General features: G+C 67.9%; 22 protein-coding genes. 7 read left to right on the top strand and 15 right to left on the bottom strand.

Annotated elements, in window-relative coordinates; all coding sequences use genetic code 11:
- Positions 1 to 3 precede the first annotated feature (3 nt).
- The 8 genes from D6860_RS03320 to D6860_RS03285 all read right to left on the bottom strand — a co-directional run bounded on the left by D6860_RS03320 (position 4) and on the right by D6860_RS03285 (position 8,876).
- Positions 4 to 750 carry a peptidoglycan-binding domain-containing protein gene (locus D6860_RS03320; RefSeq protein ID WP_076624033.1) on the bottom strand — a complete coding sequence of 249 codons (747 nt, stop codon included), beginning with the start codon at positions 748 to 750 and terminating at the stop codon, positions 4 to 6.
- On the bottom strand, positions 747 to 2,081 hold the full coding sequence (locus D6860_RS03315) for a DUF3131 domain-containing protein (RefSeq protein ID WP_076624035.1): 1,335 nt from the start codon (positions 2,079 to 2,081) through the stop codon (positions 747 to 749). The genes D6860_RS03320 and D6860_RS03315 overlap by 4 nt, the downstream gene beginning before the upstream one ends.
- The gene (locus tag D6860_RS03310; protein WP_076624037.1) at positions 2,078 to 3,913 is read right to left on the bottom strand and encodes a glycosyltransferase; all 1,836 of its coding nucleotides are present in this window, start codon (positions 3,911 to 3,913) and stop codon (positions 2,078 to 2,080) included. The genes D6860_RS03315 and D6860_RS03310 overlap by 4 nt, the downstream gene beginning before the upstream one ends.
- 8 nt (positions 3,914 to 3,921) lie before the next feature.
- A complete protein-coding gene (locus D6860_RS03305) occupies positions 3,922 to 5,073 on the bottom strand; it encodes an acyltransferase (RefSeq protein ID WP_076624038.1) in 1,152 nt (383 codons plus the stop codon).
- 3 nt (positions 5,074 to 5,076) lie between these two features.
- Positions 5,077 to 6,729, bottom strand: a complete 1,653-nt coding sequence (locus D6860_RS03300; RefSeq protein ID WP_076624040.1) for a DUF3131 domain-containing protein — start codon at positions 6,727 to 6,729, stop codon at positions 5,077 to 5,079.
- 169 nt (positions 6,730 to 6,898) lie between these two features.
- A complete protein-coding gene (locus D6860_RS03295; protein ID WP_076624042.1) occupies positions 6,899 to 7,315 on the bottom strand; it encodes an ATP-binding protein in 417 nt (138 codons plus the stop codon).
- A complete protein-coding gene (locus D6860_RS03290) occupies positions 7,315 to 7,662 on the bottom strand; it encodes an STAS domain-containing protein (RefSeq protein WP_076624043.1) in 348 nt (115 codons plus the stop codon). Before D6860_RS03290 ends, D6860_RS03295 begins: the two co-directional genes overlap by 1 nt.
- Positions 7,659 to 8,876, bottom strand: a complete 1,218-nt coding sequence (locus tag D6860_RS03285) for a PP2C family protein-serine/threonine phosphatase (protein ID WP_076624045.1) — start codon at positions 8,874 to 8,876, stop codon at positions 7,659 to 7,661. The genes D6860_RS03290 and D6860_RS03285 overlap by 4 nt, the downstream gene beginning before the upstream one ends.
- Positions 8,877 to 9,349: 473 nt before the next feature.
- Between D6860_RS03285 and D6860_RS03280 the strand changes: the two genes are divergently transcribed.
- A complete protein-coding gene (locus tag D6860_RS03280) occupies positions 9,350 to 9,742 on the top strand; it encodes a hypothetical protein (protein WP_017468251.1) in 393 nt (130 codons plus the stop codon).
- 230 nt (positions 9,743 to 9,972) lie between these two features.
- Here the strand turns inward: D6860_RS03280 and D6860_RS03275 are convergent, their stop codons facing one another.
- From D6860_RS03275 to D6860_RS03255, 5 genes are read right to left on the bottom strand one after another with little or no spacing between them, the layout of a single operon-like run.
- Positions 9,973 to 11,028 carry an oligopeptide/dipeptide ABC transporter ATP-binding protein gene (locus tag D6860_RS03275; RefSeq protein WP_076624046.1) on the bottom strand — a complete coding sequence of 352 codons (1,056 nt, stop codon included), beginning with the start codon at positions 11,026 to 11,028 and terminating at the stop codon, positions 9,973 to 9,975.
- The gene (locus tag D6860_RS03270) at positions 11,025 to 11,999 is read right to left on the bottom strand and encodes an ABC transporter ATP-binding protein (RefSeq protein WP_076624048.1); all 975 of its coding nucleotides are present in this window, start codon (positions 11,997 to 11,999) and stop codon (positions 11,025 to 11,027) included. Before D6860_RS03270 ends, D6860_RS03275 begins: the two co-directional genes overlap by 4 nt.
- On the bottom strand, positions 11,996 to 12,895 hold the full coding sequence (locus tag D6860_RS03265) for an ABC transporter permease (RefSeq protein WP_076624049.1): 900 nt from the start codon (positions 12,893 to 12,895) through the stop codon (positions 11,996 to 11,998). The genes D6860_RS03270 and D6860_RS03265 overlap by 4 nt, the downstream gene beginning before the upstream one ends.
- Positions 12,892 to 13,842, bottom strand: coding sequence for an ABC transporter permease (locus D6860_RS03260; protein WP_076624051.1), 951 nt, complete (start codon positions 13,840 to 13,842; stop codon positions 12,892 to 12,894). The genes D6860_RS03265 and D6860_RS03260 overlap by 4 nt, the downstream gene beginning before the upstream one ends.
- Positions 13,842 to 15,449 (bottom strand): ABC transporter substrate-binding protein, encoded by a 1,608-nt coding sequence (locus D6860_RS03255; protein WP_076624052.1) that lies wholly within the window; start codon positions 15,447 to 15,449, stop codon positions 13,842 to 13,844. The genes D6860_RS03260 and D6860_RS03255 overlap by 1 nt, the downstream gene beginning before the upstream one ends.
- Positions 15,450 to 15,671: 222 nt before the next feature.
- Between D6860_RS03255 and D6860_RS03250 the strand changes: the two genes are divergently transcribed.
- The gene (locus tag D6860_RS03250) at positions 15,672 to 16,379 is read left to right on the top strand and encodes a GntR family transcriptional regulator (protein WP_083697830.1); all 708 of its coding nucleotides are present in this window, start codon (positions 15,672 to 15,674) and stop codon (positions 16,377 to 16,379) included.
- Between the two features lie 291 nt (positions 16,380 to 16,670).
- Positions 16,671 to 16,958 carry a hypothetical protein gene (locus tag D6860_RS03245; protein ID WP_076624054.1) on the top strand — a complete coding sequence of 96 codons (288 nt, stop codon included), beginning with the start codon at positions 16,671 to 16,673 and terminating at the stop codon, positions 16,956 to 16,958.
- A gap of 24 nt (positions 16,959 to 16,982) precedes the next feature.
- Here D6860_RS03245 and D6860_RS03240 read toward each other — a convergent pair whose 3' ends face one another.
- Both D6860_RS03240 and D6860_RS03235 read right to left on the bottom strand, forming a co-directional pair.
- Positions 16,983 to 18,701 carry a hydantoinase B/oxoprolinase family protein gene (locus D6860_RS03240; protein WP_076624055.1) on the bottom strand — a complete coding sequence of 573 codons (1,719 nt, stop codon included), beginning with the start codon at positions 18,699 to 18,701 and terminating at the stop codon, positions 16,983 to 16,985.
- A 4-nt stretch (positions 18,702 to 18,705) separates the two neighbouring features.
- Positions 18,706 to 20,730, bottom strand: coding sequence for a hydantoinase/oxoprolinase family protein (locus D6860_RS03235; protein WP_076624057.1), 2,025 nt, complete (start codon positions 20,728 to 20,730; stop codon positions 18,706 to 18,708).
- 315 nt (positions 20,731 to 21,045) lie between these two features.
- On the opposite strand from D6860_RS03235, the gene D6860_RS03230 reads away from it, so the two are divergent.
- The 4 genes from D6860_RS03230 to D6860_RS03215 all read left to right on the top strand — a co-directional run bounded on the left by D6860_RS03230 (position 21,046) and on the right by D6860_RS03215 (position 25,550).
- Positions 21,046 to 21,678: a GNAT family N-acetyltransferase gene (locus D6860_RS03230; protein WP_076624059.1), complete on the top strand. Its 633-nt coding sequence runs from the start codon at positions 21,046 to 21,048 to the stop codon at positions 21,676 to 21,678.
- 112 nt (positions 21,679 to 21,790) lie between these two features.
- Entirely contained in the window at positions 21,791 to 22,891 is a 1,101-nt protein-coding gene (argE, locus tag D6860_RS03225; RefSeq protein ID WP_229743208.1) for an acetylornithine deacetylase, read from the top strand.
- A gap of 209 nt (positions 22,892 to 23,100) precedes the next feature.
- Positions 23,101 to 24,552 (top strand): aldehyde dehydrogenase family protein, encoded by a 1,452-nt coding sequence (locus D6860_RS03220; RefSeq protein ID WP_076624062.1) that lies wholly within the window; start codon positions 23,101 to 23,103, stop codon positions 24,550 to 24,552.
- A 215-nt stretch (positions 24,553 to 24,767) separates the two neighbouring features.
- Complete coding sequence (locus D6860_RS03215; RefSeq protein WP_076624064.1) at positions 24,768 to 25,550, top strand: DeoR/GlpR family DNA-binding transcription regulator; 783 nt, start codon at positions 24,768 to 24,770, stop codon at positions 25,548 to 25,550.
- The last annotated feature ends 120 nt before the right edge of the window (positions 25,551 to 25,670 follow it).

The following is a 25,670-nucleotide window of genomic DNA, read 5'->3' as shown; positions in this document are numbered from 1 at the left end:
CCGCTACTCCCCGCAAAGCCGGCCGCTGAGCGCCGCGAACGCGTTCCGCGCCGAGAGGTCGTCGGCCGACGGGCCCAGGGCCTCGACCATGGCCGAGCGTGTGCGGGCGCCCATCACGCCGTCGGCAGGGCCCGGGTCGAAACCGCCTGCGGCCAGCAGCGTCTGCAGCGCCTGCACCGGGGCGGCGGTTCCCATCGCTGCGGCCTCGGCACACTGTTGCGCGCGCTCGGGCGACACGCCAGAACCGCCGCCGCGCGCACCTTCGGCGCCTGCTCCGGTGGCAAGCGCCGCGTTCGAGTCGACGATGCGGTCCGTGTCGGTCACCCCGGCGTCGGGCGGCAGTCCGAGCATTGCGCCACCTTGTGCCGCCGGCGCGGAGACGTCCCGGCCGAGCAGGCATTGTCCGAGCATGTCCGCGACCGGCAGGGCCGCGTCGGGAACGGCGCCGACCCGGGTCTGATCGCACCGGTCCTCGGTGGCGTCGCACATCACGGTGATCTGCCAGTCCGGGGCATTGCGCGTTGGGGCCAGCATCGCGGAGAGGTCGCTCGAGAGCTGGTAGACGTAGCCGGCGACGCGGCCTTCCTGCCAGATGCCGGCATAGCGCGCCGAGGGCACGTCGGCGGACCGGCGCTCGACCGCGCTTGCTCCGGGCAGGGGCAGGTCGAAGCCGCTGCCGACACAGGGCGCCTGCTGCCCGAAGCAGGGCAGGGGAAGCGTGGCCAGTATCAGCAGCGCGGCGGATCTCATTCCTCGACCTTCCGCATCAGCGGACCGCCCGCCTTGAAGGCGAGGGCGGCCAGCACCACCGCGTTGGTGTTGGCGGTCGTCGAGCCGTTGACCTCGCCGCTCTGCTCGTAGATCCCCTCGGGCCATCCCTTCTCGGGGTCGGCCGTGTCCTTCAGGGCATCCACGAGGGTCTGAGTATACTCGGTGCCGAAAAGCGCATCCCAGCCGAAGGCGGCCTTGGTCGCGATCGTCCGACGGCTGTCGATCCGCTCGCCCTGGAAGGTCATCACGGCCCATGGCGACCCGCCGCCCCAGACGCTGGAATAGGAAAAGTAGGGCGCCTCGCTCAGGTGGCTTTCGGTCACTGCCGTCAGGATGCCGGTGTCTTCGTAGCGGGCTTCCTGCGCGCGGTAGATCGCCGTCGCGAAGCGATGCGAGCGGGCGTCGAAGCCGAACTCGAGCCCGTCGAAGAGGTAGGGCTCGCTCACGACGAAAGCCGGCGTCGTGCCGCGATGAAGCCGCGTGTCCACGGGGATCGGCTGGCCTTCGACCATCTGGACCATCAGGTCGTTGCGGACCTCGTAGGCGCGATACACGTCGTAGCCGAACAGCATCATCGCCTTGGCCGCGTATTGCTCGTAGCCGACGCGGCCCTCCTGGTTCAGCTGGACCTCGCCCGCGACGACGTTGGTGCCGTAAAGCTCGCCGTCCTGCACCATGCTGTCGAGCGACCAGGTGTCGAGCAGCGCCTCGACCTGCGGCGCAAGCGCGGGGTGGTTGCGTTCGATCAGCCCGAGCGTCGCGACGATGCGCGCCACGTCCAGCGCCGACCAGCCCAGCCCCAGCTCGGACGGCTGGTTGGCATAGTCCACCAGTTCGAGCGTGCGGGTGTTGTAGGCCTTGTTCGGCAGGGTGTCCTGGAACAGGCGCAGCTCCCGGAGACTGTCGAGCATCTTCGACAGGCGGGCCTCGGCGGCCTCGCTGTCGATCAGGCCGAGCCGCTCCGCCGAGAGCACGGCCACGATATACGAGCCGGTTTCCCACATCGTCGTCGAGGGGTACTTGTCGACCGAGTTCACCAGCCCGGTTTCCTCGATGGTGTTGTTCTCGAAGTAGGTCCAGGCGATGCGGGCGCTCTCGAGGTCGTCCCCGCTGCTTTCGCCGCGGACGGCAAGCGGCAGCGGTTCAATCTCGTCGAAGGTCTGCATGAGGTCGGGTCCTTCGGATTGGGCGTTCGGATCGGGCGGATCGCCCAGTGTCTCGAGCCAGAGCACGAGCAGCAGCCCGATCACGAGTGCCACGAGGAACACGATATGCCCGCGCGCGCGGACGAGGTTCGTGCGGAAGCTCATCGCTGCGTCTCCTCCTTGGATTCGGTGGATTCAGGCGGCTGCCAGAGCGCGGCATAGATGATGCCGGCCATCGCCGCACAGTTGTTGATGCCCCAGAGCCCGTTGGTGACGACCCCGGTCAGCGTGTGGGGGGTGTTGCCCGCGATGACCGCGCCGAGCCCCCAGAGCACGCCGGTAGCGGTCAGCACCAGGACCGCCAGCTGCGGGCGGACGAGCTTGAGGAAATTGCCCGACTGGCGGACCTTCGGCGTGACCGGGAACGAGATCTTCTCGCCGCGCAGCACGGTCCAGATCGCCCGCAGGCCGAGCGGGAAGAACGACAGGTAGCTGGCCTTGGCCGCGTAGCCCGAGATGCCCCAGGTGCCGACCATCATCGCCAGTTCGAGGCTGACGAGAAACGGCACCACGTGCACGAAGAAGTCGTTCGAGTAGGCCGACACCGGCGCCACGCCCGAGAACAGGTAGATCACCGGCGCGAACAGGAAGATCACGTTCCACAGCGCGCCGAGGTAGGAATAGAAGGTCGCGCCATACATCAGCCGTTGCGGCAGCGTGAGGCCCGAACGGAACATCGCGTTGTCGTTGACCATGATGTCGAGGCTGCCACCCGCGTACTTGAAGCGCTGGATGGTCCAGGTCAGGAAGTCCTGCGGCGAGAGCATCTTCGACTCGACATAGGGGTGCTGGTAGGACTTCCAGCCGCGCTCGCGGTCGGAATGCAGCACGATCGAGGTGTAGATGTCCTCGGAGACGTGGAAGCGGTAGGGCGTCAGCACCTCGGCGGTGACGGCCTCGGTGCGGATGGCTTCGAGCAGTTCAGGGTCGACGCGGCGCTCGCGGCTTTCCAGCGTGATCTCTTCCTCGGCGGCGATCACGCGTTTCTCGACCGCCTCGCCGAAGCTGCGCAGTGCGGCCTCCATCACCGCCTCGCGGCGGTGGATCGAGCCGGCCCCGCAGCAGAACGACGCGTTGGCCCGGTTCCGGCGGCGCTGGATCACGTCGTAGAACATCTGCGGATCGTTTACGTACGGATCTGCACCGACGCGGGTTTCGCCCAGCACCTTTTCCAGCGCGCGGCCGATGCCGTGCCCGACCCGTCCCATGCGGCGGCTCAGAACGTCGGTCAGCCGCTCGCCCTCGGGCAGGTCGTAGAACCACTGCGGCGTCTGCACCCAGGCCATCTTGGGATCGCGGAAGTATCCCAGCGTGCGGGCCAGTAGCGTCGGGAAGGGCCGGGTGTCGGCGTCGCAGATGACGATGAAATCGCCTGAGGTCCGCTCCATCGCGTTGCGCAGGTTGCCGGCCTTGAAGCCTTCGTTGGTCTCGCGTGTGATGTAGCCGATGCCTTCTTCCTCGGCCACGGCGCGCATCTCGGGGCGCTTGCCATCGTCGAGCACGTGGATCTGCACGTTGATCTCGTACGGATAGTCGAGCGCGCGGGAATCCCGGATGCCCAGCCGGACGAGCTCGGGGTCCTCGTTGTAGGTGGCAAAGAGGATGTCGACGTTGATCGGCCGACCGGGATCGGGCGTGTTCGGATCCACGTCCTCGATGACCGCCGGGGCCTCGGGCACGGTGACCGGCTGGTCCTTCCAGAGATTGTAGACGAAGAGCAGCAGCCCGATGTAGGCGGCGGTCTCGGACACCACGAGCGGGATCGCGAACCACATCGCATCGGGGTTGAGCGAATGCAGCCAGCGCCAGCCGATGTACCATGCACCGACCACCAGGGCGATCGTCGCAAGGAACTGCCAGAGCATCTCGCGTCGGGGCGAGTAGGGCAGCGGCTCGGGCGGGCGGCGGTCCTCGAAGGCGCGGAAGTAGTCGTCCATGGGGCTCCTTATCCCTGCTTTGCCGGGTCCACCCGGCTCCAGGTCCAGGGCGCCGGGCCGAGGCCGATGGTCCAGGCAAGCGATCGCGTGCGCTCTAAGAGCATCGACAGGCCGAAGGAGGCCGGGAGCACGAAGGCGAGGCGCAGCAGCACCAGCACCGTGGGCGAGATCAGCCCGGACAGGCCGGTCCTGAACATGAAGACGTCGAAGAGGTCGATGAAGATGGGGTGCACCAGGTAGACACCGAAGGTGTATTTCGCCTTGTCCGACCACGCCGGAGACCACTTGCCGAACTGCCCCCCCATGAAGAGGCAGAAGATGAACAGCGGCATCAGCAAGTGACCGTAGTAGTCCCAGCCCGTGCGCACGCCCCAGTCGCCGGTGAGGATCGCCCCGCCGAAGAACGGCACGGTCGCGATGTAGGCCATCGAGGCGAAGTAGAATGCGCCGCGCCGGATCAGCTTGGACTCGCCGCGCGGAATGCCGTCGCGCCACAGCGAGTAGATGGCGAAGGCGGCAAAGCCGTAGCCGACGTAGCCCCAGACCTTGGTGATCCGCACGTAGTAGTCACGCGTGAGCGGGTCGATGTCGATGCTCCAGAGGAACCGCTGCACGTGGTCCATCGCTCCGAGCGTCGCGAAGAGCATTACCCCGAGGATCGGGTAGCGCATGGCGATCCGCATGACCGGGAAGAACAGGAAGATCGCGAAGAGCGTCGGCAGGAAATGCAGGTGGTATTGCCCCTTGCCGAGCAGGAAGTAGGCAATCCACGTGCGCAGCTCACCGAGCTGCTCGAGATATTGCGGCGCGTAGCCGAAGGTATCGGCCTTCAACAGCCGGAAGATCGCGTAGAACACGGTCCAGAAGGCGAAGGGGATCAGCAGGCGTTCGGCCTGCACGAAGATCGCCTCGCGGTAGCCGGGGCGCTTCCGGTCCACCCGCATCGCCATCAGGAACAGCGAGAAGAAGAAGAACATCTCCGAGCCCGAGAACTCGCCGATCGAGCGCAGCAGCACCGGGAAGACACGCGCGCCCTCGGTGGCGTCGGGAAAGGGCCGACCGGCAAAATCCACCGTGACGTGGATCAGCACCACGCCGATGGCGGCGCAGACGCGGTTCGCGTCGAACCAGTGAAGTCGCGATCCGGGCTGTGCGTTCATGGCTTATTGCCCCCAGGGTGACCGGCAGGTCTTGGGCAGGACGACCCGCGGCTCGGGTTTGGCGAAGCTCTGGACCTCGGGCCGGCATTCGGTCGCGGCGATCCCCTCTTCGCGTTGCAGCGGCCGGCAGTACTTGAATTCGCTCCACGGCACCGCGGGTTCGGGCTGCGGCAGCTCCTCGCAGTCGCAGCTCGCCTCGACGACCATGGGCTGCGGCAGGCAGCGGTTCTTGCGGATGTCCGTCTCGCCGTAGGCCATGTCCCAGAAGCTGGTGTTCTCGTTCAGGTAGTCGAGGATCGGACCCTCGACCTTGTAGAGCAGCGCCGCGAGGATGATGCCGTTGTTGTTGGCGGTCTGCAGCGGGATGTAGCCGTTGCCGTTCTCGTAGAGCCCCTCGTAGAAGCCGCCCTCGGGTTCGGACAGGTCGGCCACGGTCTCGAACAGCAGGTCGGTGTAGGGCACGTCCCACAGCGCCCACATGCCTATGGCCGCTTTCGAGGCCACCGCCGCGCGGTCGGGCTGGTAGACGTCGCTCGGGTCGAGCGTGTTCCAGGCGTAGCCGTCGGCAAAGATGGAATCGTAGACGAAGTAGGGCTTGCCCTCGACCTGATGCTCGGAGCGCGCGGTGATGATGCCGGTGGCCTCGAAGCGGCGCTGCTGGACAAGAAAGATGCGGTGCGCGAATTCCGCCCGCCAGCCCTGCGTCGCGATGCCGGGACCGTCGGGGTCGTTGCGCGGCAGGTCCCAGCCGAGCTCGAGGCCGTCGAGCAGGTAGCTCTCGGTCAGCACGTAGTTCTGGTTGTGGAAGATGCGCGGGTCGCGGCCGTCGTAGGGCACCTCCACATCGTAGATCTCGTAGTAGTCGAGCGGCGCGGGGTCGAAGGCGCCCGAGACGTCGAACCCCCAGAGCGCGAAGCCCTTGGCGGCGTATTCCTCGTAGCCGAGACGGCCCTCCTGCACGTAGCGGGTCTCGCCGGCGCCGTTCACGATCGAGCCGAACAGCCGGCCGTCGTCTTCGACGATGTTGCAGTAGTTCCAGCGCAGCGGGATGTTGTCGACGCCGTTGGCGAGATAGGGGTAGCGCTCCTTGAGAATGCGCAGCCAGACCAGCATCCGCCCCATGTCGAGCACCGAGAAGCCGACCTCTCCGGGCTGGTTGGCATAGTTCACCTTGGCGCCGGTCTCGGTGTTGTAGACCTTGTTCGGGGCCTCGCCACGGAACAGGTCGAGGTTGCGCAGCGTGGCGATCAGCTTGGTCGCGCGGGTGTCGAACTCGCGCTTGTCGATGATGTCGAGCTCGTAGGCCGCGACCAGCCCGCTGATGTAGGACGCCGTGTCCCACAGAGTCGTCGAGGGATAGGAGCCCACCGCGTTCACGAGACCGGTTTCAGGCTGGTAGCTCTCGACGAAGTAGCTCCATGCGGTGCGGGCCATGTCCATCTCGCGGGGGGTGAGCGGACCGTTACGACCGAAATGCCCTCCGTCCGGCTCCTGTGCGGTGCCTTCCGCCGGCGGCAGCAGTTCGGAAACGGGGGCATCGAGCCCGGTGCCGGAGGATTGCGGCCCGTCCTGCGACATCGCGGGCTGCGGGGCGCCTGCCAGGACCAGAAAGGCCGGAAGCACGGATGCGAAAAGGTGGGATCTTGTCAGGGTCATGCCTGGGGTCCGGTGGTTCTCTGCTTGGAGCTGTTGACGATGGAAGCAAGTAGGGGGCCGGGGCCGAGCGCGCGGTGTCCACCCGGCGGCATCGGCTGGCAATGCGTCTTTCCGGCCGCTCCGACGGGATCTTCGGGATAGCCGCATGGATGAGGCCCGGCCCGCCGCATCAGGCCGAAGGGTCGCGCGCGAATAGAAGCTGGAGCCTGTTCTGGCCGTCACGGTGCTCGAACACGAGATCGTCGGTCAGGAACCGGATCAGCGGCAGCCCGCGCCCGTTCTCCGCCAGGGGGTCGACATCCTCGAGCGCGGCGACGTTCTCGTAGAGCTCGCGCGGCACCTGCTTGCCCGCGTCGACGATCTCGACGGTGACACCGGCAGCGCTGTCCGAGGCCGTGACACGGATCGGTTCGCTCTGCCCGGCGGAGGTTCCATGCGTCACGGCGTTGGCCAAAGCCTCGGCAAGCGCGATCTCCATCGACCCGAGCTTCTCCTCGGACAGCAGGTTCTCGAATTCCTTCTTGAGGGAGAGAACCAGCGGGTCGATCCGGTCAAGACTTGGCTGCATCTCTAGGACGATCGGCATCAGACCCGCTCCTCGAGCGCCTTGATCGCCGCGTCGACATCGGGGTAGGCGCTGAAGACGCGGTCCATCCGGGTGATCCGGAACATCTGGCTGACGCTGCCCTGCAGGCTGCAGACCACGACCTCGCCGCGGTTGCCGAGGCGCTTCAGAAGCCCCACGAGCGCGCCGATTCCGGACGAATCCACGAAGCTCACGCCGCCGAGGTCGATGACCAGCCGGTCGTGCTTCTGCTCGATCAGGGCAAGCGCCTCTTCCTTGAACTGCGTGGCATTGGCGGCGGTGAGCCGTTCCACGGCGGGGTTCACCACGCAGATGCCGAGGTCATCGTGAACGGTGGTCTTGATCATTGTTCTGGGGTCCTTTCACAGACAAGCACGGTCAGGTCGTCATCCAGCGTGCGGCCCTCGCGCCAGTGGTCGAGCGCGTCGACGATGCGGTCGGGAATTGCTTCGGGCCGTGCGGCGGAAGCGGTGAGGGCGGCTTCCACGCGCTCCTCGTCGAAGGGGAGCCCGTCGCGGTTCTCGGCTTCCATGGCCCCGTCCGAGCAGAGCGCGAGGCAGGCGTCTTTCGGGAAATGCGTGCTATGGCTTTCGAAGCTCACACCCGACAGCAGGCCGACCGGAAAGCCGCCGTTCCCGATCTTGCGAGCAGTGCCGTCCCGCGACAGCAGGTAGGGGGACGGATAGCCCGCCTGGCAGTAGTGCAGCGTGTCGGTATCGTGCTCGATGAGCCCGCAGAACATGGTGAAATACTCGGTGCCGTCGTCACGGTAGAAGCGCCTGTTGAGCGAGCCGGCCAACGCCGCCGGATTGGGGCGGCCGCTATCGTCGAAGGCACGTTCGCCGAAGTGCTCGGCGGTCAGCAGGTGCCCCACCGCCACCGACATGAGCGACGCGTGAACGCCGTGCCCGGCCACGTCGATGGCGTAGAAGCCCGTGTGATTGTCGCTGACCTGGAAATAGCCGTACATGTCGCCGGACAGGATGTTCGACGGCGTAAAGGCCGAATGGAAGCGGCAGCCTTTGACCTGCTGATGCGCCGGAGGCAGCAGCCGGCGCTGGGCGTCGGCCGCCGTCCGTAGATCGTCCTCGATGCGCTCCTTCGCCTCGGCGAGCACTCGGCTGCGTTCGGTCAGCAGCTGCTCGTGGCGCAGCAGCCGTCCGGCCGAGCGGATGCGGGCGGTCAGGCTCGCGGTATCGAGCGGCTTTGCCATGAAGTCGTCGACGCCCGCCTCAAGCGCGCGTTCCCGCTCGTGCCGCTGATTCTGGCCGGTGACCATAAGGATATGAATGTAATGATCATCTTCGGTCTGGCGTATCTTGCGCGCCAGCTCGTGACCGTTCATGCCGGGCATGTCGAGATCGCACACGAGCACCTTTGCCGACAGGTCGTGCATCATCCTGAGCGCATCTCTGCCATCCGCGGCTTCATGCGCTTCATACCCTAGTTTTTTCAGGATCGCAGAGATATACGCTCGCTGAAGCGCGTCGTCGTCGGCGACGACGACCTTGACCGGCGACGCATCCGTTTCGGCCAGAGGTTCAAGCTGGTAATCATACATATGCAGCACTGGGTGGAATCCTGATCTTCGGCTTCCACACTAGGTTGCAACCGTCTTATTTGAAAGCGTTGTTTTCGCACGATTTGTTCAGCGATCATTTGTTCTAAATCCGCAACAATGTCTACGGGGCAAGGGCACCTCTGCGAAAATCTGGCGCGCGACGGGATAAATCGAGTGATCTGCTGTTCGATCGGTGAATGCGTAGGATCATGCAGCTGGGCTCTTCCGTGCTTCGAAGCGTCGAGGCGTGGCTGATAGCCGGGTAGCCGATGCCTCAAATCCGGGCACGCGGCGGCCCGTACCCCAGGGGCGAGCCCCGTGTGCCCCGGGCCAGGGACCGGCCCACGAACGAGGTCACTCCGCTGCGTCGGACTCACGCGGGAAACAAGGGGGGTTGAAATGCTGCGCTGCAGCAATCATGTTCTGTGTCAGATGATGAGACCGCCTGAAACGGCGCCCGAAAGGAGAATACGATGACCAAGCAAACCGATTTCACCAAGATTTTTGGCCAGATGCCCAACATGATGGATAACAAGGCGCTCGAGGATGGCTTCAAGCGCATGGCCGACATCAACGAGCAGATGACCGGGGTTGCGGCTGACGCGGCCGCGAAGACCACCGAGATCATGGCCGGTTCGGCAACCGAGACCTTCGACAACGTTCGCAAGCTCTCGACCGCCCGCGCGACCCCGACCGACTACGGTCAGGCGTTCAGCGACTTCGCGCAGGCCCAGATGCAGCTGGCGCAGCGTGCGACCGAAGCCTTCGCGGATGTCGCGAAGGATTCCGGTGGCAAATTCGCCGGCATGGCATCGGTCGCGACCGACACAGCCACGAAGACGGCCTCGAAGGCCGCCGCGAAGTAAACGTCGCGCGGCGATACGTGCCGGATGAAAATGACGGCGGGTCCTGCGGGGCCCGCCGTTTCTTGTCTGAAGGGTTAGCCCTCCGAAAGCCGCCGTGCGAGGTCGGCGGTCGCCTTGTCGGGCGTTTCGATCTGCTTGGTATTCCGCCTCGGGAATGGCGATGCCAAGGCGCGCGTGCAGTGCTGCCACGAGATGCAGCACGTCCATCGGGCCGACTTCCAGATTTTCCGTCAGGCGATCTCCGCCGCCGATGACGCAGCGTCGAGGTCAGGCGCGTCGAGCGGGTGCAGGCAGGCGACGGCGCGGTCGGCGCCGCGCGTGCCGAGCTGCGGGTCGCGCAGGCGGCAATCGTCGCGGGCGGCGGGGCAGCGGGTGGAGAACCGGCAGCCCTGCGGCAGGTCGAGCGGGCTGGGGATCTCGCCGGGCAGCGGCTCGGGAATGGCCTCGAAGAAGCGCGGCGCGGCGGCGCGCAGCGCGGCCGAGTAGGGGTGCGCCGGCTGGTTGAGCACCGCGTCGGTCGGGCCGGTCTCGACGATGCGGCCGAGATACATGATGGCGATCTCCTCGCAGAGATAGCTCGCAACGCCGAGGTCGTGGGTGATGAAGACCAGCGTCAGCCCCATGTCGCGCTGCAGCCCGCGCAGCAGCGTCAGAAGCTGCGCCTGCGTGGAAACGTCGAGCCCCGAGACCGCCTCGTCGGCCACGAGCACCGAGGGTTCGGAGGCCAGTGCGCGGGCGATTGCGACCCGCCGGACCTGCCCGCCGGACAGCCCCGAGGGGTAGCGCGCGGCGGCGTCGGTCGGCAGGCCCACACGGTCGATGAGCTGGGCCACGCGGGCCTGCTCCTCGGCCGGCGGCACGATGCCGAAATGGCGCAGCGGCTCGGCGATGAGCTGGCCCACGGTCATGCGCGGATCGAGCGAGCCGCGCGCGTCCTGGTAGACCATCGCCACGTCGCGGGCGAAGCCGGTGCCCCGGGCGCGGGCCTCGCGGATCGGCTTGCCACGGTAGAGCGCGCGGCCGCCGCTGGGCGCGTCGAGCCCGAGCAGAACCCGCAGGAGCGTCGACTTGCCCGAGCCGCTTTCGCCGACGAGCGCCAGCGAGGCGCCCTGCGGGACGCGCAGGCGCACGCCGTCGAGCGCGCGCAGTCCGACGGTGTCGCGGCTGAACAGGCCGCGGCCGGGCTTGGGCACCGGGAAGACCTGTTCGACCTCGATCAGTTCGAAGACCGGCGGCGCGGGCTGGCCGGAGGTCTCGGGGCGGGGGTGTTTCTGTCCCATGATCATTCGGGGTTCCAGCAGGCAAAATGGTGGGAAAGCGGGCTTGTCGCCTCGGGCGCGGCTGGCGTGAGCGGCGGCGCCTCGTGGGCGCAGCGCGACAGCGCGCGCGGGCAGCGGGTGGCGAAGCGGCAGCCCTTCGGCATCTGGTCGTGCGGCGGTACGGTGCCCTCGGGCGCGTTCAGCTCCTCGGTGCCGATCTCGAGCACGCAGGACTTGAGCTGCTGCGTGTAGGGGTGGCGGTGGCGTTCGAGCACGTCGCGGGCGGGGCCGGCCTCGACCACCTGCCCGGCGTAGAGCACGACGATCCGGTCGCAGGCCTGGCTGGCAAGCGCGAGGTCGTGCAGCACGAAGATGCAGCTGGCCCCCCGGGCACGGGTCTGTTGCAGGATCAGCCGCACGATCTGCGCCTGGATCGTCACGTCGAGCGCCGAGGTGGGCTCGTCCGCGAGCAGCAGGTCGGGGTTGCCGGCCAGCGCGATGGCGACCATCACCCGTTGCTGCATGCCCCCCGACAGCTGGTGCGGATAGGCCGAAAGCCGGCCCTCGGGATCGTTGATGCCGACCGAGGTGAAGAGCTCGACCGCGCGGGTCCGCGCCTCGGCCTTCGACAGCCCGAGGTTGCGGCGCAGCACGGTGACCAGCTGCCGCCCCACGGTATAGGCCGGGTTGAGCGCCGACCCCGCGTCCTGGAAGATCATCGACAGGCGGCGGCCGCGCAGCCTGACCATCTGCTTCTCGGGCAGGGCGAGCAGGTCGCCCGCGCCCTCGAGCTCGGCGGTGCCCTCGACCTTCGCGTCGCCGAGCAGCCGCATGATTGCCGTGGCGATGGTTGACTTGCCGGCGCCGCTCTCGCCGACGAGTGCCAGTGTCTCGCCCTGGGCGAGCGACAGGCTCACCCGGTCGAGGATCTTCGCGGCCCCGCGATGCACGGTGAGATCGGAGAGGGTCAGGACTGGAGGGGAAACGGTGTCCTTCATGCGGACCTCCGCAGCTTGGGGTCGAATTCCTCGCGGATGCCGTCACCGACGATCGACAGCGCGATGAGAAGCAGCGCGAGCGCGAAGCCGGGCATGGCCGACATCCACGCGGCGAAGCTCACGAAGGCGCGGCCCTCGGCGATCATCAGGCCCCAGTCGGGGGTGGGCGGTGTCACGCCGATGCCGAGGAACGACAGCGAGGACGAGACGAGGATCGCCTCGGAGATGCGGATCGTCACCTGCACCGCGAGCGGGAAGATCACGTTCGGCAGGATGTGGCGCCAGATCACCTTGAAGTAGGGGATCGACATGAGCTGCGCGGCCTCGACGAAGAGTTGCACGCGCACCTGCATGACATCGGCGCGCACGGTGCGCGAGAAGGGGCCGATCATCGACAGGCCCACGGCGATCACCACCTTGTCCACGCCCTGTCCGAGGATGGCGATGAAGGCCACCGCGAGGATCAGCGAGGGCAGGGCGAGGATGCTGTCGATGAGCCGCATCAGCGCCCATTCCAGCCAGCCGCCCGAGAGCCCGGCGGCAAGGCCGATGACCAGCCCGCCGACGGCCCCGATCAGCACCGAGAAGATGCCGATCACCAGCGCGTAGCGGGCGCCGTAGATCACCCGGCTCAGGATGTCCTGCCCGTAGCTGTCGGTGCCCATCGGATGCGCCCCGGTGGGCGGTTGCATCATGGCGTTCATGTCCTGCGCGACCGGGTCGTAGGGTGCCACGAAGGGGGCGAAGATCGCGGCGATGACATAGGCCGCCGTGACGATCAGCGCGATGGTGAAGAAGGGCCGCCGCAGGAAGATCGACTTGCGTCCGGTCTTCGGCTTCGCGGGCGGCTCGGAGGGCGGCAGCGTGGTGGGCGCCTCGGTGGTCTCTGCGCTCATTTCTTGGTCCTCAGCCGCGGATCGAGGAAGGGATAGGAGAGATCCACGAGAAGGTTCACTCCGATGAAGAGGGTGGCGGTCATCATCACGCCTGCCTGCACGACCATGTATTCCCGGCCGAGCACGGCGGCGGTGAGCATCTGGCCGATGCCGGGCAGGTTGAAGACCGTTTCGGTCAGCACGGTGCCCTGCAGCAGCACGCCGAGCTGCAGCCCGAGGATGGTGACCAGCGGCATGGCGATGTTGCGCACGCCGTGCACCCAGATGACGCGCCAGGCGGGCTCGCCGCGGGCGCGGGCGGCGGCAATGTAGGGCTGCTCCATCACCTCGATCAGCGTCGCCCGGGTCAGGCGGGTGATCATCGCGATGAAGTAGGTCGAAAGCGTCAGTCCGGGCAGGATCATGTGGTATATGCCGGTCCAGAAATCCTGCCATGGCGAGACATATCCCATGACCGGAAACAGCCCCAGCTTCACCGCGAAGAACCAGATCAGCAGGATGCCGAGCAGGAACGACGGGAAGGCGGTGCCGGTCAGGGCCAGCACCGCCGCACCCGCGTCGAACGCGGTGTCCTTCTTGACCGCCGACAGCACGCCGAGCGGCACGCCGATGAGGATCGCGAAGGCCAGGGAGAAGGAGGCGAGCGTCAGCGTGACGGGCAGCGCCTCCTTGACGGCATAGGTAAAGATGTCGTTGCGCGCGACGTAGGAGGTGCCCCAGTCGCCCTGCACGAAGCTGACCGCCCAGTCCGCGTACTGGACGAGGAAGGGTCGGTCGAGCCCGAGCTCGGCGGTGAGCGACTCGTAGGCCTCCTGCGAGTATTCCGAGCCCAGCATGATCTGGATCGGGTCGCCCGGCGCCAGCTTCAGAAGTCCGAAGGTGGCCACCGAGACGACGATCAGGACGACCAGCGTCTGCGCGATCTTTCCCAGTGCCTGTTTGAGCATCAGGCGATGCTCACGGTGTGCAGGTTCACGAGGTCGGCGGGGATGTACTGGAAGCCCTTCACCTTGTTCGCGAAGACCTTGTAGATCGGCATGTGCGCCATGATGGCGATCGGTGCCTCATCCATGAGCAGATCCTCGGCCTTGTAGTAGAGCTCCTTGCGGGGCTCGGTGTCGAGCACCACCTGCGCCTGCGCGCAGAGGTCGTCGAACTCGGTGTTCTGCCAGCCGCAGAAGTTCCACGCCCCGTCCGAGCGGAACTCGGGGTAGAGCGTCTCGTCGGGGTCGAGGTCGGCGACCCACTTGAAGTCGTAGAAGTCGAAGTCGCCCGCGTTGCGGCGCTTGACCCAGGCGGCGGGCTCGATCAGCTCGAGATTGGCCTTGATGCCGATCTGCGCCAGCATCGGTGCCACGGTCTGCGCGATGCGGGTGCCGACCGGGCCGCGCTCGGCCATCATGTAGGTGGCCTCGATCTCGCCCTGGTTGGCGGCCTTGGCGCGGAACTCCTTGGCCTTCTCGAGGTCGAACCACTGGCCACGGCCCGAGCTCGCGATGTCGGGGTCGAAGAACTTGGTCATCGGCGGCGAGATCGGCGTGTAGGCCTGCTGGGCCCGGCCGAAATACGCCTGCTTCACGATCGCGTCGCGGTCGAGCGCCCATGCCACCGCGCGGCGCAGGTTGATGTCGTCGAAGGGCGCCCGGCGGCAGTTCATGCCGACGAAGGTGTAGTTGCCCTCGATCTCGCCGTAGAGCGTGGCGTTCGGGAAGGCCTCGACCTGGTCCACGAGCTGCATGGGGCAGTCGGTCATGCCGTCGATCTGGCCGGCCATCAGCGCGGCGAGCGCGGTCGATGCCTCGTTCATCAGCACGAAGGTGACCCTTTCGAGCTTCGGCAGGCCGGGCTCGAAATACTCGGTGTTGGCCTCGAGCTCGATGGCGTCGTTCTCGCGCCAGGAGACGAACTTGAACGGACCGGTGCCGACCGGGTTGCGGCCGTAGTCGGTGCCGTATTTCTGCGCGGCGGTGGGGCTGACGATGGTGCCCGCGCGGCCCGTGGAGCCGTTCAGCGCCACCGGCAGGAAGGCGTAGGGCTGCGAGAACTTGAGCCGGAGGGTCAGCGGGTCGACGATCTCGATGTCGTCGAGCAGCGCCAGCTTCCAGGCGTGCGGCGACTTGGGTTCGCCTTCCTTGACGCGCAGAAGCGAGAACTTGACCGCCTCGGCGTCACAGTCGGTGCCGTCGTGGAACTTCACCCCTTCGCGCAGCTTGAAGACGTGGGTCTTGTCGTCCTCGAGGTCCCAGGTTTCGGCAAGGTCCGGCTCGAAGGTCACGTTCTCGCCGTCGTAGGCGATCTTGAGCAGGCCGTTATGAATGTTGTTGATGATCTGGATGGCGGACAGGAACCCGGTGAAATGCGGGTCCAGCGTGTCGATCACCTTGATCGAGGCGATCTTGATGTGACCGCTCTGCTGCGCGCGCGCGATGTTCGGCACGCCGCCGGCGGCGGATGCGGTCAGGATGCCTGCACCAATCCCCTTGAGGACGGCACGGCGTCCGAATCTCGCGGACAGGCGCTCGGCCAGGACCTTCTTGTGGTCGATCTCCGTCATGTGTTCTCTCTCCTGTTGGCATTGTCTCCTCCCTTTTTCTTCAACTTGCCCAGTGGCTTTCGCGGCGGCCGGGTTTGCCCCGATCTCGCCCGCCCCGGCCTGGAAACGAGGCGTTTTGCACCGATCTCTCCCCATTGTTCGGCGCATTTATGAATTCAGCTTGTTGAGACATGTATACATATGCAAGCGTAAAGTGCACTCTAACGCGAAGGCGGACGACCAGTGACCAATCGTGCAGCAGAAACCATCTTCCGGACGCTTCTTGACCGTATCGTCGCGGGGCGAATGGTGCCGGGCGAGCCGCTCGTCGAGCAGGCGCTGGCCGAACAGTTCGGGGTCTCGCGGACCCCGGTGCGCGAGGCGCTGCACCGGCTGGCGCAGGCCGATCTCGCCGAACGTGGCGCCCGGCGGGCCTTCGTCGTGCGCAAGATGGCCCCCGAGGACCTGTCCGAGCTCTTCGAGGCCTCGGGCGAGGTCGAGAGCGCGCTTGCCGCACTGGCCGCCCACCGGATGAGCGAGATCGAGCGGCGCCAGCTTCAGAGCATCCTGGCCGAGGGTCACGCCTGCGACGACCCCGACGCCTACGGGGCGATCAACGCGCGCTTTCACGATGCGATCAAGACCGGCGCGCGCAACGCGATCCTCGCGGCGACGCTCGACGAGATGAGCCTGCGCACGCTCGCCTGGCGCGCCGCGAACTTCCATTCCGACGCGGGCCGGCTGGCGACCTCGCGGGCCGAACACCGGGCGATCACGGAGGCCATCCTTGCGCAGGATGCCGAGGCCACCCGCCGGCTGATGCGCAGCCATGTCGCCTCGTCCTACCTCGTGCTTGCAGATGTCCTGTCGCGGCGGCAGGCGACGGATGCGCCCGCGTCCGGGGTGGCGTCGCGCCGTTCGACCGAGGGCGGTGCGCCGCTGCCGTGGTAGACCGGGGGCGCGCTGCACGCCGTTGACGGCGGTCAAGGCCGCGCCGGCGCCGGCATGCTATCAGGTCAGTGCGACGGAATTTTTCGCCAAAGGTGTCGGTATGGCGCCCTTGGTGAAGTCGCGGTCATCGGCGCGCTTCGTCTGTGGCCTGCAACTCATCGCGGATCGCGCCTGCCGCCCGCTTCTTCTGATTTGTGGCCGGACAGGAAAAGGTCAGGACGACGGGGCGCAAGGGTCAGGCGCATGGACGGTGTGGGTGCCAGCCGGCCGGGACCGAGGAGGAGACATGGGATGCAGAAGGACAACGCAATCCTGCAAAGGGCAATGACCGACCCGGGAGCCGTCTATGCCGCGCCCGCCGAGGTGCTGGAGGATGCGCAGCTCACGACCGCGCAGAAGATCGAGATCCTGCGCCGCTGGGCTTATGACGCGAGCGAGACCGGCGTCGCGCTCGAGGAGGGCATGCGGGGCGACGAGAACGGCCTGCTCGAGAGCATCCTGCGCGGACTCGAGGCGCTGGGCGCCGAGATCGACATTGCCCACACGGGCGCGAGCAAGCAGCACGGCATTCCGGGCTGAGAGCGGCGCGTCATCGCCGGAGGGTCAGTCGCCGGGCCGCGCCCGGGCCACCATCTCGGCGCCGTAGAGGTCCACCGCACGGGCGTGGCTGATCCGGCCGTCGCGCAGGTCGCGGGCCAGGGCCGCCGGATCGCGTTGCGACGGGTCTCCGAAACCGCCGCCGCCGGGGGTTTCCAGCCGCACGGTCTCGCCGGGGCCGAGCGCGAGGTTGGCGACCATGGGGCTCAGCTCCTCGGCGTGATCGGTGCCGGCGTTCTTAAGAAGCTTGGCCGGGCGGCCCGGGGTGCCGCCCTTGGTGCCGGGCGGGCCGTCGCGGTGGCCGTCCGAGCGCGCGGTGAATGTGACGCCGCCGTTCGGGGCCGAGATCTGCCGCGCCAGCCCCATGCCCCCGCGATAGCGCCCGGCGCCGGAGCTGTCATCGACCAGCGCGTATTCGTCGACCCGCAGGTCGTATTCGATCTCGAGCGGCTCGATCGGCAGGTTCGACGAGTTGGTGATATGCACGTGCACCCCGTCCATGCCGTTGCCGAGCGCCCGGGCCCCCGCGCCGCCGCCGATGGATTCGAGGTAGACATAGCCCTCGTCGCGCCCGCGCCGCTTGCCCGAGAACACCATGACCGGCACGATGTCCTGCCCGGCGGCCTGTCCGCGATCCTCGGGCAGCAGCTGCGAGAAGGCGCCGATCAGCGCGCGCACCACCTTGTTGCAGGTGATCGAGCGCGCCCCGGTCGCGGCGGGCGGACGCGGGTTCAGGATGCTGCCCTCGGGGGCGGAAATCTCGACCCCGTCGAACATGCCCGAGTTCGGCAGCAGGTAGGGATCGAGCAGCGTCTTCACCACGTAGTAGACCGAGGCATTGAGCGCTGAGGCCACGACGTTCAGACCACCGCGAGCCTGCGGACCGGTGCCTTCGAAATCCACGATCAGCCGGTCGCCGCGCACGGTCACATTGGCCTGGATCGGCACCTCGACCGGGCCGACGCCGTCGCTCTCGATGCTCGACCGGAAGCTCGCGGTGCCGTCCTGCATCTCGGCGATGCGGTTGCGCAGGCGTTGCGCGGTGTAGGCGAACAGGTCCTCGACCAGCGCGTCGACCTTGTCGGCGCCCAGCGTTTGGGCCAGCTCGCGCATCAGCCGGGCGCCGCGCTCGTTCGCTGCCGCCTGGACCTTGATGTCGAGCCAGCGCTCCTCGGCGGAGCGCGAGTTCAGCGAGATCATCCGCAGCAGGTCCTCGTCGAGCACGCCGGCGCGGAATAGCTTCATCACCGGCAGGCGCAGACCTTCCTCGAAGATCGAGGTGGCGCCGCCGTGGATCGAGCCGGGCACCGTGCCGCCCACGTCCGAATGGTGGCCGATGTTGGCGGTGAAGTAGCGCAGCTGCCCGCCAGCGAAGACCGGCGTGACCACCGAAATGTCGGGCGTGTGGGTGCCGCCGGCCGCGTAGGGGTCGTTGCAGATGAAGACATCGCCTTCGGCCATGCGCTCGGCGGGGTAGGCCTCCAGCACCGCGCCGACCGATCCCATGAGCGAGCCGAGGTGCAAAGGGATGTGGCTGGCCTGCGCGATCAGCCGTCCGTCGGCCGAGAACAGCGCCACCGAGCAGTCCTTGCGTTCCTTGATGTTCGAGGAGAACGACGCGCGGATCATCGAGGTGCCGATCTCGTCGGCGACCGCGAGCAGGCGGTTGGTGAAGACCTCCATGGCGATCGGGTCGGAGAGGGCGGGTGTGCCGGTCTCGGTCATGGCGTCATACCTCGATGATCATCGTGCCCGACCCGTCGACGCGCAGCCGCTGGCCGGGCTCCACGATGGTGGTCGAGGACATTTCCTGGATGATGGCGGGGCCTTCGACGAAAGGTCCGACCGGAAGCCGCGCGCGGTCGTAGATCACCGTCTCGTACCAGCCGCCATCGAAATAGACCTGACGCGCGCCGAGCACCGGGTCGCCGTCCTGCGGGCTGTATCCCGTCTCGGGCTCCGCACCCGAGGCGCCGCTGACCGAAAGCCGCAGGTTCACGATCTCGACCGCGCGATCCGCGATGTCGTAGCCGTATTCCTGCCGGTGCGCGGCGCGGAAGCCGTCCATGAAGGCATCGAAGCCTGCGTCGGGCGCATCGAGCGGCACCTGCACCTCGTGGTTCTGCCCGTCGTAGCGGGCGTCGATGACGTATTGCATGGCGCGGCGATCCTCGGGCACGCCTTCGTTCTCGAGCCACGCGGTGCCGTCCCGCCGCATTTCGGCGAACGCCGCGCCGATCCCGGCCCAGCGGTCCGGCCGGGCGGTCGAGACGCCGGTGCGGACGAAATCGAAGCCCACGTCCGACAGCAGGATGCCGCGCGCGCACATGGTGCCCGGCTGGGCGGGCACCAGCACCGTCCTGATGCCGGTCTCGACGGCCACGGCGGGGGCGTGCAGTGGCCCCGCGCCGCCATAGGCGAAAAGCGCGAAATCCTGCAGCCGATGGCCCTTTTCGGTCGACACCGCACGGATCGCCCGGCCCATGTTGGCAACCGCGATACGCAGGATGCCGAGCGCGGCCTCCTCGACGGTCAGGCCGAGCGGCTCGGCAATGCGTGCCGCGATGACGTCGCGCGCGGCGTCCTTGTCGACCTGCATCCGGCCCGACAGCAGCGTGTCGGAGGCGAGCCGTCCGAGCACGAGGTTGGCATCGGTCGTGGTGGGTTCGGTCCCGCCCTGTCCGTAGGCCACGGGGCCAGGGTGCGCGCCGGCGGACCTCGGCCCGACCTTGAGCGCGCCGGCGTCGTCGAGCGCGGCGATAGACCCGCCGCCGGCCCCGATCACGTTGATGTCGAGCATCGGGCAGCGCACCGGGTAGTCGGCCACCAGCCGCGAGGTGGTGAAGGCCGGGCGCCCTTGCTCGACCAGCGACACGTCGGTCGAGGTGCCGCCAACGTCGAAGGTCACGATGTTCGGATGCCCCGAGACGCCCGCCACCTTGGCCGCGCCCACGACGCCGGCGGCGGGTCCGCTGAGGCAGGTGCGGACGGGAAAGCTGCGCACGGTGTCCACAGACATCAGCCCGCCGTTCGAGTGGATCGTGCGCGGCGCGCTCGCGATGTCGAGATCGGAGAGGCGTTGCAGGAACCTTTCGAGGTAGCGGTCCATGCGCGGGCCGACATAGGCGTTGATGACGGTGGTCGAGAACCGCTCGAACTCGCGGAATTCCGGCAGCACCTCGGAAGAGATCGACACGTAGGCGTCCGGCAGGACCTCGCGGACGATCTCGGCGGCGCGGCGTTCGTGCCGCCCGTCGCGATAGGCATGGAGGAAGCAGACCGCGACCGCCTGCGCGCCGGCATCGCGCAGGGTCTCGGCGGCGGCCCGCACCTCGGCCTCGTCGAGAGGCCGCAGAACCCGGCCGTCGGCGTCGAGACGCTCCGTCACCTCGAGGGCCATGTAGCGCTCGACCAGCGGATCGGGCTTGGTCACCGCGTAGTCGTAGAGATGCGGGCGGGTTTGGCGCCCGATCTCGAGCACGTCGCGTGCGCCCCTCGTGGTGATGAGCCCCGTGGGCACGCCCCGGCGCTCGATCACCATGTTGGTGGCAACCGTGGTGCCATGGCCGACGAACTCGAAAGCCTCGGGGGCGATGCCCAGCTCTTCGACGTAGTGGCGCAGACCGGTCTCGATGGCCTCGGACGGGTCGTGCGGGGTCGAGGAGGTCTTGAAGTGGATGGCCTCGCCGCTTCCGGTCTCGAGCGCCGTGAAGTCGGTGAAGGTGCCGCCCACGTCGAAGCCGATACGATACATGCGATCAAGTCTCCTGCGGTCTGCGCGTTCCTCCGGCGCCCGGTCATGCCTCTGCCGGGATGCGGTGAGTGGTGCTCCACCGGTTCGCCGCCCGGGCGCGGGCAGCGCGCTTCGAATGCGGTGAATTAAGCGGTGAACGGCGCGGCAAGGCAAATAGCAATGCTTGGGCAAGCCATGACCGGGAGTTATGGGCTGCGGTCCGGCCGTCGTGCGCTGGCCGCGACCCGGTGGCGCGGGGCGGAGCGGCGAAAATCGGCGCAGCGGTCTGGGCACACCGCGAACTTCCGCTATAGTAAAGCCGCTGGGGAGGAGACCATGCATCACACCGACGAGACCGAGCTTTATGCGCAGCACCCTCTGCCGTCGCAGCTCGAGGCCCTCAGGGCCGAGAACGCACGCCTGGAAAGCGACCTGCGCGCCTTCGTTGCGCTGGCGCTCCAGAACGGGATGAGATCCTATTGCGAGGCGCGGCATCCCGAGCTGACCTCGGAGATCGACAGCGGCATCAAGCGGGCCCGCAGCCAGGCCGAGCGCAAGTATGACCGGGTACTTGAGGCGTTGCGCCACGTTCCGGATCTGCACGCCACGCAAGGCGAGACCGGAGAGCGGACCTATTACCGCAACACCGAGGACGACGTTGCCTATCTCGAGCACGGGCTGGTGAACCGCCGCTTCATGCTCAGCGGGATCTGGGTCGCGCCGGCCTACCGCGGCAGGGGCATCGCCCACGCCATCCTGCGCCGGCTGGTCGAGGCCGCCGACGAGGTCGGGCTCGGTATCGAGCTGCGCCACGATCCCTTCGGCGACCAGGGGCTCGACCGCGCGGCGCTCGAGGCGTTCTACAACCGCCACGGGTTCCAGCGGCACGAGGCAACGCCAGGCGGGCTTTTCCGCTTTCCCCGGACGCCGCTCGACCAGCATGCGAGGCCCAGCGGCACCAGTCACTGACGGGTCGGTCCTGTCGCTGCCTCGCGCCCGCGCGGGGCGGCTCTCTTGCGCTGCCCCGGGAAACCCGGCACCGATGCGTAATCATGCATCCGGTGCAGAGGGAGACAGGCGCGTGACCGAGGCGATCGGACTACTGGAACGGCTGGTGGGCTTTCCCACCGTTGCGGGGACCGGAAACGCGCCCCTCATCGGGTGGGTGCGGGATTACCTCGAGGCGCAGGGAGCGAAGGTGACGCTGCTGCCCGGCCCCGAGGGCGACCGCTTCAACCTCTTCGCCACCATCGGCGATCCGAACCTGCCGGGCTACGTGCTGTCAGGGCATGTCGACGTGGTTCCGGCGCAGGAGCCCGGCTGGCAGGGCGATCCGTTCGTGCTGCGGCGAGAGGGTGGCCGCCTGATCGGTCGCGGCGCCTGCGACATGAAGGGCTTCGACGCGGCGGTGCTGGCGGCGGCGCCGCAGCTTGCGGCCATGCCGCTCGCCGCGCCGGTTCATATCGCGCTGTCCTATGACGAGGAGCTCGGCTGCCGCGGCGTGCCGCACCTCCTGTCGCGGCTGCCCGACCTTTGCGCCCCGCCGCTCGGCTGCATCGTCGGCGAGCCGACGGGGCTCGTCCCGGTGCTGGGCCACAAGGGCAAGGCGGCGCTGAGGCTGGTGGCCGAGGGGCAGGCGGGGCACAGCTCGCGTCCGGATCTGGGGGTGAACGCGATCCATGCGCTGCTGCCGGCGCTCACCGCCGCCGCCGCGCAGGCCGAGGCGCTGGTGCACGGCCCGCAGGACGACCGGTTCGCGCCGCCATGGTCGACGCTTCAGATCGGCACCGTCGAGGGCGGGCAGGCCCTCAACATCATCCCCGACCATGCCGAGGCCAGGATCGAGGCGCGTGCCATCCCGGGAGCCGATCCACGCGCGCTGCTCGATCCGGTGGCGACGGCATCGGATGTTTCCGTGGAATGGCTCTCGTCCTACCCTGCGCTGGCGCTCGATCCCGGGCATCCGCTGGCCACGCTCGCTGCCGAACTGTCGGGCAACGCGCCGCAGGCTGCGGTCTCGTTCGGCACCGAGGCGGGGCTGTTCCAGCAGGCGGGGGTTCCCGCCATCGTCTGCGGCCCGGGCGACATCGGTCGCGCACACCGGCCCGAGGAATATCTGCGCGAGGACGAGCTGGCCGGCGCGGTCGAGATGATCCTTGCGCTGGGGCGGCACCTCTGCTGACCGGCTGCCCCGCGCGCAGGCATGTCGGCGGGTGGAAGGCCGAAAAGATCGGTCAGACAGGCTGCGCGGTTGCAAGTGGCGCCCGAACCGGCAGTATGCGCCGCGGGATCGGGCCATGAGCCTGCCGGTTCCCGTGCGAACGGCCGTTCAGTCGGCATCTGGCGGAGGGGCCGCCCGTTCCTTGTGCAACGCTCAACCGGAGGTGCCTCATGTCCGACCACGAAATCCAGCTGCCAAAGGGGCATTACATCGGCGGGCGGTATGTCTCCGGTCCCGACGCCATCGAGGTCATCTCGCCGTCCACGGGTGCCCGGATCGGCGCCATTCCCTGCGCCGATGCCGAGCTGGTCGATGCTGCCGTGCGCTCTGCGCGCGAGGCGCTGGCGACGTCGGGCTGGGCCGGGCTCACGCCGCGCGACCGGCTGCGCGCGATGCACGCATGGGCCGCGCTGATCGAGGAGAACGCCGAGGAGCTGGCACGGCTCGAAGCAATCTGTTCGTCGCGCCCGGCGGCACTGGCCCGGACCGGCGACGTTCTGGTCAGCGCCGAGCAGATCCGTTTCTTTGCCGAGTTCGCCGACAAGGAGGCGGGCACGCTGGTGCCGACCTCTGACGCGCAGTTCGGCTTCATCTCGGACCATCCCTATGGCGTCGTGGGCGCGATCACGCCGTGGAACTTTCCGATCTCCATGGCGGCCTGGAAACTCGGGCCGGCGCTTGCGGCGGGCAACGCGATCGTGCTCAAGCCCTCGGAGATGACACCCTACACGACGCTGCGCCTCGCCGAACTGGCGGTCGAGGCGGGCATCCCTGCCGGGCTCGTCAACGTGGTGCTGGGCGACGGGCCGACCACGGGCACAGCGATCACCGGGCACCGGGGCATCGACAAGGTCTCTTTCACCGGCTCCACCCGGGCCGGCGGCGCGATCATGGAGAACATCGCCCGCACCGGCATCAAGCCGATGACGCTCGAGCTTGGCGGCAAGAGCCCGATGGTGGTCTTCGCGGATGCCGACCTCGATGTCGCGGCAAAGAGCCTCGAGACCGGGATCATGCCCAACGCCGGGCAGTTCTGCGTGGCGGGGTCGCGCATCCTTGTCGAGGAAAGCATCGCCGACGCGCTGGCCGAGCGGTTGCGCGCGCGTTTCTCCACATACGCGCCCACCGACACGCTGGCCGATCAGGCCGGTTTCTCGCCGATCATCTCGGACAAGCAGCTGCGCCGGATCGACGGGATCGTGCAGGCCGCGAAGGCGCAGGGCGGCGAGATCCTCTGCGGCGGCGCGCCCTTCGAGACGCCGGGCAGCTACTACCAGCCGACGCTGATTTCGGGGGTGACGCAGGACAGCCCCGCCGTGACCGAGGAGATCTTCGGCCCCGTCGCCACCTTCCAGACCTTCCGGACCGAGGACGAGGCGATGCAGCTTGCCGCGCACGAGACCTACGGGCTTGCCGCCGGGCTCTTCACCAGCGACGTCAGTCGCGCGCTGCGTCTGACGCGGCGGCTCGAGGCCGGCACCGTCTGGGTCAACCGCTACGGCCGCACCCGCGACCACATCCTGCCGACCGGCGGATGGAAGGCGAGTGGACTCGGCAAGGACCTCGGCCGTGAGGCCTATCTTGCGAACCGCCGCACGAAATCCGTGCTGATCGACCTCTGAGCCGGGCGCCCGGAAGCGCATGAGGGAGCTGTCTGCACGGGGAAGGGGCAGCGAAGGGCCCGATCCGGGTGATCCCGGGTCAACGACAGGGGCTTCGGCGGGCATTTCCGTTGCAGCCCCCGCGGAGTTCCTTCAAGATGCCGGAACGGGCGCGCCGAGTGACCGATCCGTCAATCCTGTGGATTGATCTTATCCGATTGCAGAAAGGAAGTGGCATGAAACCCGCCGCCCGCCGCGAAACGATTGTCCAGCTTGTCGACGAGCTGGGCGAGGTGCACGTGGATGCGCTTTCCGAGCAATTCGAAACCTCGCGCGAGACCATCCGGCGCGACCTGAACGAGCTCGATGCCGCCGGGCTGATCCGCAAGTTTCACGGTGGCGCGCGCAAGGCCTCGAACGGTGCCGACACGGGGCTGATCGAGGGGCCCTTCGACGCGCGCATGGCGATGCGCACCGCCGAGAAGGCCGCCATCGGACGCTGTGCCGCCGGGCTCTTCGAAGAGGGCGCGGTGATCTTCGTCGACACCGGATCGACCACCATTGCCTTTGCGCGGGCGCTCGCACGCCGGCGCGGGCTGACGGTCATCACCAATTCGCCCGAGATCGCGGGGCTTCTGGCGCGGCCCGAGGGGCAGCACCGGCTCTACCTGCTGGGCGGCGAGATCGCCGCCGAAGGCCGCGAGACCCTCGGCGCGCTTGCCATCGAGCAGCTTCGGCAGTTCAAGGCGCAGCACGCGGTGCTGACCATCGGCGGCATGACGCGTGGCGAGATCATGGACTTCGACCTGCGCGAGACGGAACTGGCCCGCGCCATGGTTGCCCGTGCGGGCAAGGTCACCGTGCTGGCCGATCACAGCAAGCTGGACCAGGCGGGCGTGTTCGAGGTGGCGGAGCTGTCGCAGATCGACCGGCTTGTCACCGATCGCGAGCCGCCGGAAGAGTTCGCCGCCTCCCTGCGCGCGGCCGGAGTCGAGATCATCGTCGCCGACGAGGCCTGAACGATCCGCCCCGCGATGGGCGCGTGACCGGGCGGGGAGGTGTCCTCATCGTGTCTTCCGGGGCTCCTGCACGGCCCCCGGTCCTTTGCTCCTTGCCGCCCTGTCGCTGGCTCTGCCCCC

Origin of the sequence: Salipiger sp. D13 (assembly GCF_003703915.1) — a bacterium.
GTDB lineage: Bacteria > Pseudomonadota > Alphaproteobacteria > Rhodobacterales > Rhodobacteraceae > Salipiger > Salipiger profundus.
Note: the sequence above shows the minus strand (reverse complement) of the source record. Positions and strands in the feature narration are given on the sequence as shown.